This is a genomic window from Pseudobutyrivibrio sp. JW11, from assembly GCF_900115355.1.
In the GTDB taxonomy this organism is placed as follows: Bacteria; Bacillota; Clostridia; order Lachnospirales; family Lachnospiraceae; genus Pseudobutyrivibrio; species Pseudobutyrivibrio ruminis.
In genome coordinates this window covers 1-15,704 of sequence record NZ_FOWB01000026.1, presented here as the reverse complement: position 1 = coordinate 15,704, position 15,704 = coordinate 1, and the positions used below count along the sequence as shown (strand labels likewise).

Below are 15,704 nucleotides of genomic sequence, written 5' to 3'. Positions count from 1 at the left end.
AAGCTGCATTATCTCTTGTAAGATGCGACAAGGAATACAACGACTTCTATCACCTCAAATACAAAGAGGTAAACAGATACCAACATAAACGTGCACTCGCATTAACTGCCCGTAAACTTGTGCGATTAGTCTTTCGACTGCTGAAAGACAATCGTCTATATCGTCCAGCATAGTAGTATCACCTACTTGCTGATGAGTACGCCCTGCTCATTTAAAAATATGGTCGACAGGGCTTAGGTGGTCGTTTTTTCTTTTCGTGAAATATATCAAAAAATAAAAGAATTTTTATTCTTCTTCACTTGACATCACACCGCTGGACTTAGTTTTTGCCGATTGGAATACCAAAAATCTTTGTCTGGAATCCATCTCGTAAGGTCTCATAATCTGTGTAGTTAATAGTAGATTTGAAATGATTATTCCAAGTATCCTTTAGCTTGTCACAGATTTCTTTGCCATTTTCTTCATTTGTAAGAATAGATGGGAACACATAATAAATCATGAAATAATTCAGATTCATTAAGTCAGCACCTCTTACCTTGCCAAACTTTTTAAATGCAGCTGTTACATCCTCGCAAAGCTCCTTTGCGCTAGCTTCCACATCATCAGCTTCCACCAAATCCTTTAGCAAATCATATCTCTGCTGATTAAACATATCCATCTGCTTTTCATAGTCCTTTTTGTTGTGGACCTTGCTAAGATATGCAACATCCTCAAACAATTTCCCAACATTAAATCCCATCAATAATACCTCCTAAATCTTTTATGTCATCCACCTTTGCTGCGTATCCATCTACTGAATCGCCATATCCATATGCTGCCCAGATGAAATCAACCCCCGCTGCATCGCAAGCATCCTTATCGCCTTGAATATCCCCTATGTATACCGGTTTCTTCAAACCATTTTTCTTGGCAATTTCCTTTATGTTATCAGCTTTTCCAAGGCCGTTGTCGCCGTAACAAATGAAGTCAGTGAAATACTTTCCGTAACCACTTCTCTCCAGGAATGATTCGATATATCCCTGCTGACAATTGCTTACTATAAAAAGCTTTGTCTTTTTGCAAAGTGTCTCAAGTGTTTCCTCCAAGCCTTCATATGTTGTATCACCCTTTGACTGCGCCAAATCCTGCATCTCATATTCTTCGCAGAGCTTTACTGTATCGTATCTGCGATTTGGATCTTCGTCAGGAATACAGGCATCAGCAATGTCTGTCATTGTCTTTCCAAAAAGCTGCTGAAGCTTGGCTGGAGTAAACTTAACATCATACCCTTTATCCTTGCAGGCTCTTTCCCAGCTTGCAGCGAACAATGGTGTGTTGTCCCAGATTGTTCCATCCATGTCAAAAATCAATCCGTCTGTATGTATCTTGCTCATTTAATTGCTCCATTTTCTTTCTATAACTAGGTGCTATTTTATAACATTTTCAGTATAATTGATAGATAAATTACCTAGAAAGGGAACGGTATGAACGACGACGATCAGCTTTTATATAAACGATTAATAGAGCTTTCCAACAGAGCCTATCAAAATAACATTTATACCTTCAGTGATTTTCTCAGCCTCTCCCAGCAGGATGTACTTTTTCAGGCTGCAAGAGACAAATCCTTTGCACCTATCAAATACGATTTGTTTGGTGGATATGAAAATTGTGAGCGCAAGATGGTTCGCTTTGGAAGTGAAGCAGATTTTGGATACGAAATTGATTTCCCAATTAAATGTATCAAGGTAGAGCCTCTTGCCAAGAAATTTGCAAAAGAATACACCCACAGAGACTACCTGGGCTCACTCATGAGCCTTGGCATGGATAGAAAAAAGTTTGGTGATATCTTTGTAGATGGAATGGATGCGTATATCTACGCCGATGAATCTACTGCCGATTATCTCCTGGAAAGTTTTGTTTCCGTAGGGCGTAATTCTGTTAAGTGTTCCATCTCAGAATTGCCTGAGTCATATAAAAAATCAGCCCTAAAGGAAACCACCATACAGGTAGCATCCCCTAGAGCTGATGCTGTTATTTCTAAAGTTTATAACCTAAGCCGCAAGGATACCATTCCATATTTCACCGAGAAAAAGGTATCGGTAAACGGGCACATCGTTGAAAACAACGACAAAATTCTCTCTGCTGGAGATTCGGTATCTGTCCGTGGCTTCGGTAAATTTAACCTTGTTGAAGAAGGTGGCCTGTCTAGAAAAGGCAAGCTCAACCTTGTGGTAGAAATCTTCGGCCGATAGCCGCTGTAATTAATGTCTCTTGTATGCAGGCATTAACTGAAGCTTGTGAAGATTTGCCACATGCTTTCTATCGATTGATTCTCTAACGTCGGCTGGAATGTCGGCGTTGGAATCTGAAATATATTCATCAAGCTGAGCATACTTAAATCCAAGCTTATCTTCATCAGACATTCCTGATAATCCATCAGAAGGTGTCTTGTGTACTAACTCATTTGGAAGTCCCAAATATTCTCCAATCTGAAGAACCTCTGTAACTGTGAAATCCTGAAGCAAAGAAACATCACCTGCTGCATCGCCGTACTTTGTTGAATATCCAACGTAATCCTCTGAAGCATTGCATGTGTTAACAACAAATGCGGTAACTGGCTGCCCCTGTGCAACTGCGTACAAAGTAGACATACGAAGACGTGGCGCCAAATTGATACGTAAATCCTTTGTTACTTCAAAAGCACTGGCCTTTTCAAAAGTAGCAATGGCTGCATTGTAGTAATCTGTAATAGGTACTACTTCGTTTGGTATTCCAAGGAAATCTACAAGCATTTTAGCATCTGCCAAATCTGACATCTCGCCATTTGGCATAATGATTCCAACTACTCTATCTGCTCCAAGTGCCTCTTTTAAAATAGCTGCTGTTACAGATGAATCCTTGCCACCAGAGATACCAATAACTGCTCTTGTGTTATCTCCGAATTTGTTGAACCATTCTCTTGTGTACTCAATCAGCTTCTTTGTTTGATCTTCAACATTAAACTCTCTCATCGTTATGCTCCTTATTTCAGTCGATATAATTCCGACATTCTACGTCCGACAATTGACTTTTCTTTTTTACCAACTGGCTCAATTCTATCAGCAACCATGATTCTAAAGTTGGCCTTGTAAAGGCTGTGACCTAAAAGTAATTCATAGATTACCTGCAAATCAGGAAGTGTAAACTCTTTGTTTGCCATGCTGAATGGAAGGTCAGTATATTCGATTTCTCGTCTGAGCTTAATCATAGACTCAACAATAATCTCGTCATGATCAAATGCCAACTGAGATTTGCTCTTTTGCGATGCTACAGTGTTTGCATATCTAACATTTCCGTTTTGGAATCTCTTTGTAGAAAGCTGATATACGATTTCCACTCCAATATCATCATTGAAAATGCGAAGCATGTTGTCTGTAAACTCGAAATCAAACCATGCTGCTTCCAATGCATCATCACCGCCTCTTACTGGTGGTGCAACTGGAGAAAGTGCCATGTATGCAACACTCATTACACGTGTACGAGGATCTCTGTTAGGCTTTGAGAATGTGTATACCTGCTCAAGGAATACATTCTTAAGACCTGTCTCCTCCTTAAGCTCGCGGGCTGCAGCCTCATAGCATGATTCATCCTCGTGTACGAATCCACCTGGAAGTGCCCAACAATTAATGAAAGGATGAGCCCCTCTTTTTATAAGTAATATCTTTAAGCCAGAATAATCTTTTTTAGGTCCTAATACCATCATATCAACTGTTACGGATGGTCTAGGATAATCTCCTGGGCTGTACTGTGCAAGAAATTCTTTTTCGGTTAAACCATTCTTGTCCTTATACTCCATCTTATCCTCCTATAATCCCTCATAATCAATAATTCCATAGTAGTAATGTACTACCTGTTTTATATTTTGTCAATCATTAATCAATATTTCTTACTATTCTTATTTATGATATACTTAATACTTGAAATCTAAATATTATGATGATTGGAGAATTATTTTGAGAAAAAAACTAATAGTAATCCTTTGGATATCATTGGTTGTTCTAGTGATTGCCTTTTGTTCTCTTGTAATTTATCAAAACAAATTGGCTGATGAAAAACTAAAAGAACAAGAACGCATAGAAGCTGAACAGGAGGCTGCAACCTTGGAGGAAGCAGAAGAAGCTGAAGAAGAAACCGATGAGGAGCTTCCAGCCGACGAATATACCTTTACAGATTTAGAGGCTACTTATTTTGCTCAATCTGACGCCACTGTTCGTGAAGAGCCATACGACACAGCCGAAATCATTGGTACTCTTTCCATCGATTCCCGAATCTCTGTGGTTGGCACTTGCAATGAAACTGATTACTACAAAATAAAGATTAATGGAGATTACGGCTATATTGCTTTTGATGATGTTTCAGAAGAATACATCGACATACCAGTTCCTTCTGCAACAAAGTCTGTACCTACAGCATCAAAGGACATCCTTTTTATCGGTAATTCCATCACCTTCTATCCAGCCACATCTGACTGGTGGGGTTCAGGATGGGGCTGCGGCGCATCAGCACCTGCCACTGATTATGTTCACTTGACAGTCGCTGCAAAGGGATACTCATCATACGATTGTATGTCGCTTAGAGCTTGGGAGTTCTCAAACACTAGAAATTACGAGCTTGATGACCTGGATCCATACATCACAAATTATCAATACAGCACTATCGTTATTGAATTAGGTGAAAATGTTAAGGGACACGAAACACACTTCAAAGAAGATTTAAAAGATATGATTACATATATCAAGTCCTACAATCCTAATGCTCGTATCGTAATGCTTGATAATTTCTGGAAATATAGCAGTATCATTAGTACAAAAAAAGAGGTTGCTTCAGAAATGGGCTGTACTTATGTAAGCCTTTCAGATATTCAGGGTGTTGCAGAATATCAGCTTCAAGAAGGCGACCAATATACAGCACCAGATGGCACTGTATATACAATCGGTTCCTTCCTTGCTGGTCATCCAAACGATGCTGGATATGCAGCAATCGCTCAGCATTTAATAAGCGCTTTGTAACATTATTTCAAAACATTTATCACACGTTGCATTGTTTTAAATGCTTCATAGTCGTATCTTTCTACGGCTTCAATAACAATTACATCAGAGTTTTTTATGTCCGAGTGTATTTCCGACATATAATCACGATGTGCAAATGTACACTCAGTAAAATCCTTTGAAATATAAGGCATCATGTTTACACGAAAGCTGTCGCCGATAAGGCACAGCTTTTTTTGATTTGCCCCATCACTTGTGGTATGGCAAACCATAGCCTCAGTGTCCAAGCCATTAACTGTAATCTCAGGGCGATAATCCACTGTGTATTCCACATCGTCATGGTAGATTTGATCATCTGGGATACCCATGTATGTGTATAACTCGTATTTTTCTGCATCCTGTGTGCCGGTAATCCACTGAGTTGGAGTAGTCTGCTCCACTCCCATGGCAGCGTAAAGTGCGTTTGTGCCATACAATGCGCCAATATGATTCCAGTGGCTGTCATATTTGTAGTAAGTCTGCAAAATACCTGCTGCATACAAAGACTCAGTCAGTGGATACAAATATGGTGTAGAGCAATTCTCTGAAATATAGCTGTGAAGCTGCTGCTCTCTTTTGTATGTGTTTGCTATATCAACTGTAGGCATGTACTGGGAATATACCTGGGATTTATTTGGAGCGATGTAAATATATAGCTCCTTTCCCTGGGCTGTGCACAGAGCCTGCAGCTCATTGAGTTTGGCTGCATAGCTAGCCATCTCACTTTCGCTAAGTATATTTGTGCCCTGATAGCACTCTATTTCATTTTCCCCGTATAGGAACAGCCAATTCTCCCTGGCAAGGATTACATCCTGATATACGTGAAGTGGGAAGTATGTGTCTGTTTCAGCCACCTCTTCTACTGGCTCGCTTACTTGAACCTCCTCGCCTGGCACGATTGGTTTATTCGTCTCACCTTTGTCAGCACTTTCAACAATATTTGTAGGAGTATAAAGCTTGTTTCCGATGGCAGTCTCCACTTTATCAAACTGCCCTTCCACAGTATCATTAAGGGATTTGTACCAGGTTATAAGAGTGTAACGAAATGGTATTCTATCGTCAATAAAGCTTGAAACAGTTTCGCCTGAGTTAAGCAAATCGCCCCAGTCTATTGTGGCCGCCTCTCGATTCTCCGTCTCTACATTTGAAATCTTGCCATAGAAATCCGGAGCAACTACTCTAAGCAATCCCCCTCCCACCCATGGAAATACAAGGATTGCTAAAAAGACTAATATGAAGATTTTGTTCTTTAGATTCGTAAAATTCATATTGCTCCTTAAAACTGATAATAAATGAATGGATTGTAGGTTCCATTTACAAGGAATAACAAACTAACTAGTAATATTGCAAGGCACACTGCCATGTTACCCTTTACTGCCTTGACGCTCATATGGGCCTGCACAAATCCTGCAAATATCGCTGCCGCAAAAATAGCGATTACGCCCATGCCTGATAAATATGTAAACAGGTTCAGTATTCTGATTCCCCCTGCAAACATTCTGGAAATATAGGTAAATGCAGATATTATGGAATCCGCTCTAAACACTACCCACAAAAGATTTACTACGAAAAATGTAAGTAATCTATTTAGGAATTTCACTGGATTCTTTTCCAATATCTTTCCAAACCATACTCTTTCGAATATAAGCAAAATGCCATACACAAGGCCCCAAGTAATAAAGGTCCAGTTGGCTCCATGCCATATTCCTGTTAAAAGGAATACGATAAATATATTTGCGCAAGTCTTCTTTAATGTGCATCTGCTTCCACCTAGAGGGATGTACACATAATCTCTAAACCAGGTAGAGAGTGAAATATGCCAGCGTCTCCAAAACTCTCTAACTGATTCCGCCCTGTAAGGATGATCAAAGTTTTCTTTGAAATCGAATCCAAACATTTTACCAAGGCCTATGGCCATGTCAGAATATCCGCTGAAATCATAGTAAATCTGGAATGTGTAGCAGATAGAGCCAAGCCATGCAACTGTTGCATCCAGCTGGGATATATCGGCAGCCCAGATTTTATCTGCAATAGACGCTAACGTATTTGCGATAATAACCTTTTTACCAAGGCCAAAGCAAAATCGTTTGATACCAGCTGCAAACTCGTAGCTTCCAACACTTCTTTCTGTAAGCTGTCCTGATATATCTTTATAGTGAACAATAGGTCCAGCTATCAGCTGTGGAAAGCATGAAATATAAAGTGCAAAATACCAAAAGTTGCTCTGCACCTCCACCTGGTCGTTATATACGTCAATTACATAGGACAAAGCCTGGAATGTAAAAAATGATATACCAACTGGAAGAACAATCTGTGGAAGATTTAATGCACCTGTACCTACTCCTGAAAATAGATTTGTAAATCTATCTGAAACAGTAAGGCTTCCGCCAAAGAATATATTTTCAATTATCGCTATAAAAAAGTTGAAATATTTAAAGAAAAAAAGAATGCCTAAATCAAGAACAACAACAGATACCAAGGATATCTTGTTGAACCTGTGGCTATGACGATTGCTTGCGCACAAAAATCCCCCAGCCCAATTTATAAAAATAACTATGCCTATCAGCAGGAGATATTTCACCCCTCCGAAGGCATAGAACACTAAGCTGAATATTAAAAGGATTATGTTGGAAAGCTTAATCCTATTTGCATATGAACCACCTTTAAGCCTTGGAATGCCATAGTAGGCCAACAGGCATAAAGGTAGGAAAATTGTAGTAAATAAAATAGAACTAAAAACCAAGTTATTCTCCCTTTGTAATACTAGTTTTTAATCATTAATGTAGTGAGTGGCTTTTTCTTGTTGAAAAATGAAACTACTACATCACATACATAAGCCCCAATGAGAGTCACCACTGTACATCCCAAAACCTTAGCTAGGAAGCTGATGTTTGGAAGTAGTGACTGCACTAATCTGATGCTATAGAACTGATTTAAGTATATAAGCAAGCTCATCTTTCCACACCAGCCAAATATAGGCTTGTCAAAAATCTGATGACATGGATTAACATTTGAAAATGTAAGAATTAAACCAATCATCATAATAAACAGTGTTGGGAAGCTGTATTTAGGATCAACTCCTGTCACTGCATATCCAAATACAAGTAAATAACAAACTAGCTCTACTATTGCTAAGATAGTTTTCCCTGCCTTTGTAAATTCGATTTTATTAAGCTGTCGTGTGAGACTGTATGCGCTACAACCAAGTGCCATTTCTGACATTCCTCTAAGGAAGCACTTGTAGAAGTGACCTGTCCAACCATCGATTCCAGCAAGGCTATTGTATTCATGAGCCATGTAGCCCAAAACAAATAGTGCCAAAAGAGGGCAAACTATCTTTACAAAAGCCTCGTAGTGACGTCTAAGGAAATACCAGAAAATAAAGGTAACCATAAGCCATACATCCAAATACCAGGTAAGCTTATTAACCCAAGTACTATCAAATCCAAAGACCTGAAGGAAAAATACAGAAGCCCAAGAATCCACTACATAGCTGATTCTTCCTTTTACTGTATTCTCCAAGAAATACGCATTTACGATAATCGTAAGAATAATCGCAAACAGATGATATGGAAAAACATTCTTGATTTTCTTCCACATCATCTGTGCTGTTTCTGTACCAATTAATTCTGTGCTGACAGCTCTTTTAGCAAAAGCACTGGCAGCCAGCAAATAGCCTGAAACCAAAAAGAAAAACTCTACTCCAATATACCCATGATTGAAGAAGTATATTCCTTTTATTCCAATGCTAATATTTCCATCCACCGCGAAACGCTTGTGAATATGGAAAAATAGAATCCCCAAAGCAAAAATAAAACGTAAAAACTCCACTCGTCCATTTTTCCCTTGTTTACTCATATCGTCTAAAAATCTCCTTCGTGGATGTCATTGTCATCCACATCATCTACCATATTTTCTCTTGTGTATACACGCTTTGCCTCACGCTGCTGTTCAACCTGAACTGAAAGCATTTCCTTAACATTTGCAGAATTCTTAACGTTTCTGATTTCAAATGTGCCAAGGCTCTTATCAGATGAGCTAACAATAATAGAACCTACGCCGAAGATTCTCTGACCTAAGCTACGCTTAAGCTGTAAATCAAGGATTCTATATAGTCTAACTTCATTCTGCTCTAGGTTGAAAAAACCAGTTTCAACGAAGAGTCTATCTTCACTCATGCTGTACTTTGTAAAGCTGATAGGTAAGCCTAAATGTCTTTTTCTATCATGCCATAAAATGTTTGCCATAGTTATCCTCCCAAATAAAAAATTATGTAGCCTTCGGCTACTAGAGGAGGCTTTTTCTGCGCAAAGCTTGAAAAACCCTCCTCATTAAGTATAACACTTATGCTTCAATTGTTCCTTCTCTTTTTGCTATAGACTTGAGAATCAATCTTGTTAAGAAGAATGAACCAACTGCAAGTACTCCCGTAACAACTGCAGTTGTGATCATACTAGAGGTGTTCGCGCGTCCCACCTCTGCTGTTTCCGCAAAATCCATTCCAACCTGTTCCATTGCCCAATTCAGCATAAAAAGAAGTGCCATATTGTATCCATTGAATACTATATGCATAATCATTGATGTAAATACGCTTCCGCTGGCTCTGTTTGTGTAAGCAAATATAAGGCCTAAAACAGTTGCATAGCAGAACTGATTAATATTCAGATGAAGAGCACCAAACATTAATGCTGAAATAATAGCAGCTGCTGTAAATGGCAGGATTTTGTTTAATCTATTTGTAAAGAAACCTCTGCAAACAATTTCTTCTACTATTGGAGCGCTAATTACTGTAGCTACCAATGTAAGTCCAACCGATTCTGATGCAAACTGGTCAACACTCTGAACCATTACATTTGGAACTATAAACTGTGAAAGTATATTTGCAAACATTGACATAGGGCTAACTACAATTACAAGCAAAATAGTCTGGAAGAATGTAGCTACCTTAATTCCTTTAAACCCAAATGCTTCAACAATTGAATCTCCCTTTTTGATAGTGTAGGCAAACACTGGAATCAAAAGGCAGATGTCCAAAACAAAAACGTGGACGTATGTCGGAACATTAATGCCTAATACATTTGTAAATATCCCGAAGATTGTGCTAATACCAAGTTCAATTGCTATTTCCAGTAAAAATAATAACATTAACTTTGCTACTTCAATTTTGTCGATTTTCTTTTCCATTTTCTCTCCCTTTATAAATCATTATTTACTGCTACTCTTCTGGTTGTTAGCCAGTTGATAATAAGTGTAACTACTATAAAAACTATGATTCCAAGCCATATTCCAAGCTGATTGTAAACTGGGTTTACTAAATGATCAAACGCAATTGCAAAGCAATCTCTAATTGCTGGAACTATGTGTGAAAGTCTAGGAATTCCAAACATTAATACAAAAATACCAACGTAATATACCCAGTATGCATTTTTTCCAAATCGAATGATGCTATTACCAACAGCCCCAGATATCAACGAAAATACGCCAAAACAAAGTGCCGCTACTTTTAACACTACGCTAGCTCCAACCACACTTGGCAAAGCAATGATAATCAAACTAATAATGATGATTTCAACCAAATCATATAGTCTTGTATAAATAAACATTTTCTTTCTTGTCATACCAAATGACAAAGCTCTTGGAAAATCTGTTGCCACCAAAAATGGTTTGAAGAATATGCTCATTCCTATATATCCACCTGCAATAAAGCTTGCACATAGCTCTATAATAGTTAAGTCATCTTCTGTACATGCTGTTATTATTAGAGACAGAAGCACTGCACCAAATACGATTATCCCATAAAAGATTTCATTGTACTTCTTAATCTCAAATGTTGCTTTTAAATCTCTTATCATATCGTCCCCCTACCTAACCATCATGGTTTTGCTGAGCTTGTATCCCCAGGCTTCTAAACCTACAAATAAAAGTATTATTAATATTGGAAATAGAATTGGCGGTATACTAGCTACGTTTGTTACTAATTTAGTGTTTCCATCTAATGCTGCACCCACGCCTATCGTTCCACCTAATATGGCACATCCCAAAACAATAACCATAATTACAACTTTTCCATATCTTCTAAGCTTGTGCCCAATAACATTTCCTGCCGCACCGGTTACAAGCCCCATTAATGCTGTTGCATATACATAGAACATAAAAAACTTGCTTAAGAATATTGATGCAACCACTGCCACAACCACTGTATTACATACAACTATAATTAATTGCTTTATTAGCTGGCCCACGAATATATCTTTTCTTCTAGCCCCCATTGAAAGAGTGAGACTATCATACCAGCCTGGGCCATACATAGAATAAATACCATTCAGTATTGCTGTAAACAAACCTCCAACCATCACAAACATTCTAGGAATGTATTCCTTTAAATCTTCGTCACTTCCGATTAGAATCCATTCCAGAATAAGCAGCATTTCGATTAAAAGTATAAGTCCATAGTTTTTTAAGCCATTAATCAAATAGTACTTATATGTTCTCTTTGAAAGATTAGACATACTAAGCCTCCTTTCTCTCATCCACACTCATGGCATAGAAAAGATTCTGAAGTGAAACTGGCTCTACCATAACATCCTCAGAAAAACTATCAACTGGCTCATCTGCAAGCACTGTAACAACCTTGTTACGTCCAATTGACTCTGGATGATAAACCTTTAAATCCTTTACAGCTGCATCTACCAATGTTTCTTCTCCGCTGATGCGATATGCTCTAGCTAATAAGTCTTCTGTATTTTCCTTAACAACAATCTGGCCATCATCAATCATGATAACCTCTTCAAACAATGAAGCTGCCTCCTCGATGATGTGTGTACTGATGATGAATGTTCTGCCAGTAGCTGCGTATTCCTCAATAACAAGCTTGTAGAACTGTTCCCTTGCAACTACATCAAGACCTGCAACTGGCTCATCGAGGATTGTGATTTCAGCCTTACTTGCAAGAGCGATAATAATTGTTACTGCTGAAAGCATTCCCTTTGATAGTCTGTTGATTTTCTTCTTAATATTGATGTTAAAAAGCTTTATAAGCTCCTTTGCATATTCCTCATCCCAGTTAACATAAAATGCCTTTGCTGTAGATAAATAATCCTTTACCCTGTATGTGTTTGGTCCAAACATTGTGACTGGTGAAATCTCTCTTGAATAACAGATTCTAGAAAGAGATTTTTCATTTTCCCATACTGGCTCACCGTCAAGTGTAACTGTTCCTTCTGAGGCAGGATTTTGAGCTGTAAGGATAGAAAGAAGAGTAGTCTTTCCTGCTCCATTTCTTCCAATCAGTCCATAAATCTTTCCTGTCTCAATATTAATGTCTACGTTCTTTAGAACTGTGTCTTTACCATATCTTTTAACGATATTCTTTCCTACTAATGTGCTCATATATCCTCCATTCCTCCCATAAAGAAAAACTATGACTTCTGTTTTTCTGATGAAAAACAAAAATCTATACTTCACTAGTTTCATCAATAAGCTTTTTTAAATCTTCTTTTGTAATACCAATCAACTTTGCCTCGCTAATTATTTTTTTGAGGTAAGTTTCTTTGAAGCTTGCCTTGCGAGCTTCCATGATTTGTTCTTTAGCTCCTGCCTGTACAAACATACCAATACCTCTTTTCTTGTAAATGATTCCTTTATCAACCAATAGATTAATTCCCTTTCCAGCCGTGGCAGGATTAATCTTATAAAACTTTGATAGCTCTGTTGTGCTAGGCACTTGCTCTTCTTCCTTAATGATGTCCCTTAATATTTCATCTTCTATCATTTCGCTTATCTGCAGATAGATTGATTTATCTTCCCCTAAATTGCTTAACACACACCCACCTCCTTTACTTCATCGGTTAATTACTTGTGTAATTAACCATATCACCATATATTATATCTGTCAATTATTTTTCTAAATTTTTTTGCCAATAAAAAAAGTAGCAGACTCTTTCAAGTCTGCTACGGCCTATATTTACTAGGTTTTAACCTCTACATTCATCATACATGTGTAACAAAGTTTTTGCTAAATCCTCATCCTCTTCTGGAAGGTCAATAAATGCTCCTGGAATTACACCATAATCCTCCTCTTGTGTTGGTGTTGGATATTCATTATATGATACAGAATAATGGAGTTCGTCTCCCACCATGGTGAAATACTGCTCTATACATTGCATTGAGCATCCCACTCTAATGCTGCAATCTGCTGCATCCTTAGTGTAATCCTCATATACTTCATCCCTTGTAACCTCTTTAATTCTATCCAGCATTTCCTGTTCAAATTCTGGATCAGCTTGCATCTTCTTTATAACAGATGCATCTATTCTGATGCTCTTCTGTCCTGGCTCTGTGTAGTTTTCTCCAACTAAGTTCATTGAGCCATCATAGCCATAAAATGCACCGTGGTCCATAATCTTTGATGCATCATCCAAAGTAAATGCTACATCAGGGAACTTTTTACACATATCTTTGTAGTAAGACACAGTTGTATCTTCCTTCTCACTTTTCATAGTGAACTTAAAAACTGGCTTTGCTATCTCGTTTCTAAAGCCATTATATTTAATTTTCAAATTGTAATCAGCCGATACTCTACTAATCATCTCTAATCCTCCAGTCGGAAAATAATAAAAGGCGTTTATTTCAATTTCATTCCATTGAAATAAGCGCCTTCCTTAGCTTCCCTATTGAACTGTTACGTATAGAATATCGGGTATAAGCTTTTTTATTTTAATATACAAACTGCACTAAATTTAATTATTATATTTGGCCTTGAATACTTAATCGATTCTTCCTATTTCTCTTCCTCAAATACTTTTTCTGCTCTCCAATATGAATAATTGAACTTTCTAATGCTGCCATCATATCTGCTTTCCCAATAATACATAAAAACACGATCTTTATATAGATTAAGTAACTCCTCATCCGACTGAAATGCTGGAAGTGCATCCAAAGACAAGCATTCTGTTACATATGATGTAATTGATTCGTATGAAGTATCATTTCCATCCACATGTGCCAAATCATACTTCGCTATCTGATAATCAGGATTTGCAAATGCAAATGCTAAGTAAGCAACTGTGATTGTCACCATGGCAGCTTTGAATACTGGAAAGTCTGATTTATACAATCCAATAATCAAATATGCAAGCCAAAGGCTAAGCACGCAAAGGAACCAAAGTACAAATAATCGTAAGAATGTAAGCTGGTAAACTCCGATGTATAGAATCATTCTCATTGCAGAAGATGCAATCATTATGTATGTGCAAATGCCGATGATAGATAGAATACATGTTAACAATTTATTCTTTGCAAACATTCTTGAGCAAACTGACACAAGCGCCACGTTAATCAAGCATACTGCAAGCAACTGGTAGAATCCCTCGTGAGCATATGATGCGTATGTGTATCCAGTTGGTAAAGTCATGCTTCCTGTAAATAAGAATAATACCTGTATCAAGCAGAAAAGAAGATATACTAAACCAAGTAAAACAGTGAATGTAATGGCTATAAGTGGATTTGTGTTCCCCTGCTTTGCTGGGCCAATTCCAATTTTCTTCTTGTATAAAGAATTTGGAATTATATATGCGCAGATAAATGAGATGCACAATGTTAATACTATGCCAACAAAATCGCCAAAATTATCTGGTAGGTGGATGCCCTCAAATACTTTTTCTAAAATACGGCTGAACACTGCATCTGCTGACACAAGCAAGCTAACAACCACTGCAAGAAGCGGAACTGCAACAATAAGTCCAATAAGAACTGCCATAATAGCATTTCTTTTTTCTTTACTTGTCTCACTGCCTCTTTCCTTTACAAAAAGAGCAAAGTCCTGAAATGGCCACGCAATATTAGCAAACGGTCTCACCATTGTAAGTGCGATTCCGCCAAGCCATCCAACTATGTCCCATCCAGTAGTATCAATGTAAAGCTGCATGATAAATGAAAAGAATAGTAGGAATATAGCCAAGCCGCTAAGCCACTGGATGCTATAGCTTGTAAACATGCACTTTGTAACTGATAGCAAAAACAATGAAATCACATAAAATAGATTTAATCCTATTTTTCCATTTTTATTTTTAAGGAATGGCAATCCATCAGTTTTTCTCACTAAATATATTAGGCCAAATGTTATTGCCATAAATATAGGATATGTAATTCCCGATTTATTCTTGTACAAGCAAAACGTATATACGATAGCAAATACAAGAGATAATAATCCATATTTTCTGAAGCTCTTTGCATCGCCTTTAACCTGCGCCTGCACTGGGGCTTCTATAACAATATTTGTCATACTTGGTTCATTAAAATTATTTTCTCTAGCGGTATTGTCCATAACTATTCCTCCTCGTATAATATTTTAGATACATTAAATGTACCTTGATAACTTAATAAATATCTGTTCAATAGGCTTAGTTAAGCCCATGATATAATTGTCCCAGTGTCAATCAGGTAATAGTTCTATTTCCCCCTGTTGAACCAGAAATGGTTACTTCATAATAAGTCTGTTCCCCTGACATGGAAGTTAACTTCAAACCGGCTGGCTGTTTGCTTAAGTACATGGACTACCATCTAGCAGTGTGGTTTCGCATCTGTCCATCTTAAGCTGGATTCTTATATGCGAGGGTGTCGATGCTCCATGATCATGGGTTTTACCAAGCCGATTGAACA

Annotated in this window: 17 protein-coding genes; 2 read left to right on the top strand and 15 right to left on the bottom strand. The window is 37.8% G+C overall.

Annotated elements, in window-relative coordinates; translation table 11 throughout:
* Nucleotides 1-319: 319 nt before the first annotated feature.
* Both BM102_RS13915 and BM102_RS13910 read right to left on the bottom strand, forming a co-directional pair.
* Nucleotides 320-739 (bottom strand): hypothetical protein, encoded by a 420-nt coding sequence (locus tag BM102_RS13915; RefSeq protein ID WP_090482939.1) that lies wholly within the window; start codon nt 737-739, stop codon nt 320-322.
* Nucleotides 729-1,373 carry an HAD family hydrolase gene (locus tag BM102_RS13910; protein WP_090482937.1) on the bottom strand — a complete coding sequence of 215 codons (645 nt, stop codon included), beginning with the start codon at nt 1,371-1,373 and terminating at the stop codon, nt 729-731. The genes BM102_RS13915 and BM102_RS13910 overlap by 11 nt, the downstream gene beginning before the upstream one ends.
* Before the next feature lie 90 nt (nt 1,374-1,463).
* Between BM102_RS13910 and BM102_RS13905 the strand changes: the two genes are divergently transcribed.
* A complete protein-coding gene (locus BM102_RS13905) occupies nt 1,464-2,231 on the top strand; it encodes a YlmH/Sll1252 family protein (RefSeq protein WP_090482935.1) in 768 nt (255 codons plus the stop codon).
* Between the two features lie 9 nt (nt 2,232-2,240).
* Here BM102_RS13905 and nadE read toward each other — a convergent pair whose 3' ends face one another.
* Both nadE and BM102_RS13895 read right to left on the bottom strand, forming a co-directional pair.
* Nucleotides 2,241-2,990, bottom strand: a complete 750-nt coding sequence (gene nadE, locus BM102_RS13900) for an NAD(+) synthase (protein ID WP_090482932.1) — start codon at nt 2,988-2,990, stop codon at nt 2,241-2,243.
* Nucleotides 2,991-3,001: 11 nt separating this feature from the next.
* Nucleotides 3,002-3,814 carry an NUDIX hydrolase gene (locus BM102_RS13895; RefSeq protein WP_044936311.1) on the bottom strand — a complete coding sequence of 271 codons (813 nt, stop codon included), beginning with the start codon at nt 3,812-3,814 and terminating at the stop codon, nt 3,002-3,004.
* Between the two features lie 157 nt (nt 3,815-3,971).
* Between BM102_RS13895 and BM102_RS13890 the strand changes: the two genes are divergently transcribed.
* On the top strand, nt 3,972-5,027 hold the full coding sequence (locus BM102_RS13890; RefSeq protein ID WP_090482929.1) for an SGNH/GDSL hydrolase family protein: 1,056 nt from the start codon (nt 3,972-3,974) through the stop codon (nt 5,025-5,027).
* Nucleotides 5,028-5,029: 2 nt separating this feature from the next.
* Here BM102_RS13890 and BM102_RS13885 read toward each other — a convergent pair whose 3' ends face one another.
* From BM102_RS13885 to BM102_RS13835, 11 genes are all read right to left on the bottom strand, one after another.
* Nucleotides 5,030-6,313, bottom strand: a complete 1,284-nt coding sequence (locus tag BM102_RS13885) for an alginate O-acetyltransferase AlgX-related protein (RefSeq protein WP_090482926.1) — start codon at nt 6,311-6,313, stop codon at nt 5,030-5,032.
* An 8-nt stretch (nt 6,314-6,321) separates the two neighbouring features.
* Entirely contained in the window at nt 6,322-7,569 is a 1,248-nt protein-coding gene (locus tag BM102_RS13880) for an MBOAT family O-acyltransferase (RefSeq protein ID WP_242942947.1), read from the bottom strand.
* Nucleotides 7,570-7,808: 239 nt separating this feature from the next.
* A complete protein-coding gene (locus BM102_RS13875) occupies nt 7,809-8,903 on the bottom strand; it encodes an acyltransferase family protein (protein WP_090482920.1) in 1,095 nt (364 codons plus the stop codon).
* Nucleotides 8,904-8,908: 5 nt separating this feature from the next.
* Nucleotides 8,909-9,292, bottom strand: coding sequence for a PH domain-containing protein (locus tag BM102_RS13870; protein ID WP_044936321.1), 384 nt, complete (start codon nt 9,290-9,292; stop codon nt 8,909-8,911).
* Between the two features lie 97 nt (nt 9,293-9,389).
* Nucleotides 9,390-10,229 carry a CPBP family intramembrane glutamic endopeptidase gene (locus tag BM102_RS13865; protein ID WP_090482917.1) on the bottom strand — a complete coding sequence of 280 codons (840 nt, stop codon included), beginning with the start codon at nt 10,227-10,229 and terminating at the stop codon, nt 9,390-9,392.
* 11 nt (nt 10,230-10,240) lie between these two features.
* Nucleotides 10,241-10,897 (bottom strand): hypothetical protein, encoded by a 657-nt coding sequence (locus BM102_RS13860; RefSeq protein WP_090482915.1) that lies wholly within the window; start codon nt 10,895-10,897, stop codon nt 10,241-10,243.
* A 9-nt stretch (nt 10,898-10,906) separates the two neighbouring features.
* Nucleotides 10,907-11,554 carry a hypothetical protein gene (locus tag BM102_RS13855; RefSeq protein WP_090482912.1) on the bottom strand — a complete coding sequence of 216 codons (648 nt, stop codon included), beginning with the start codon at nt 11,552-11,554 and terminating at the stop codon, nt 10,907-10,909.
* Nucleotide 11,555: 1 nt separating this feature from the next.
* Nucleotides 11,556-12,434, bottom strand: a complete 879-nt coding sequence (locus BM102_RS13850) for an ABC transporter ATP-binding protein (protein WP_074790943.1) — start codon at nt 12,432-12,434, stop codon at nt 11,556-11,558.
* A gap of 64 nt (nt 12,435-12,498) precedes the next feature.
* Complete coding sequence (locus BM102_RS13845; RefSeq protein ID WP_090482910.1) at nt 12,499-12,867, bottom strand: GntR family transcriptional regulator; 369 nt, start codon at nt 12,865-12,867, stop codon at nt 12,499-12,501.
* A gap of 151 nt (nt 12,868-13,018) precedes the next feature.
* Nucleotides 13,019-13,633, bottom strand: a complete 615-nt coding sequence (locus BM102_RS13840) for a DUF6033 family protein (protein ID WP_090482907.1) — start codon at nt 13,631-13,633, stop codon at nt 13,019-13,021.
* Nucleotides 13,634-13,824: 191 nt separating this feature from the next.
* Nucleotides 13,825-15,369 (bottom strand): DUF4153 domain-containing protein, encoded by a 1,545-nt coding sequence (locus BM102_RS13835; protein WP_090482904.1) that lies wholly within the window; start codon nt 15,367-15,369, stop codon nt 13,825-13,827.
* Between the last annotated feature and the right edge of the window lie 335 nt (nt 15,370-15,704).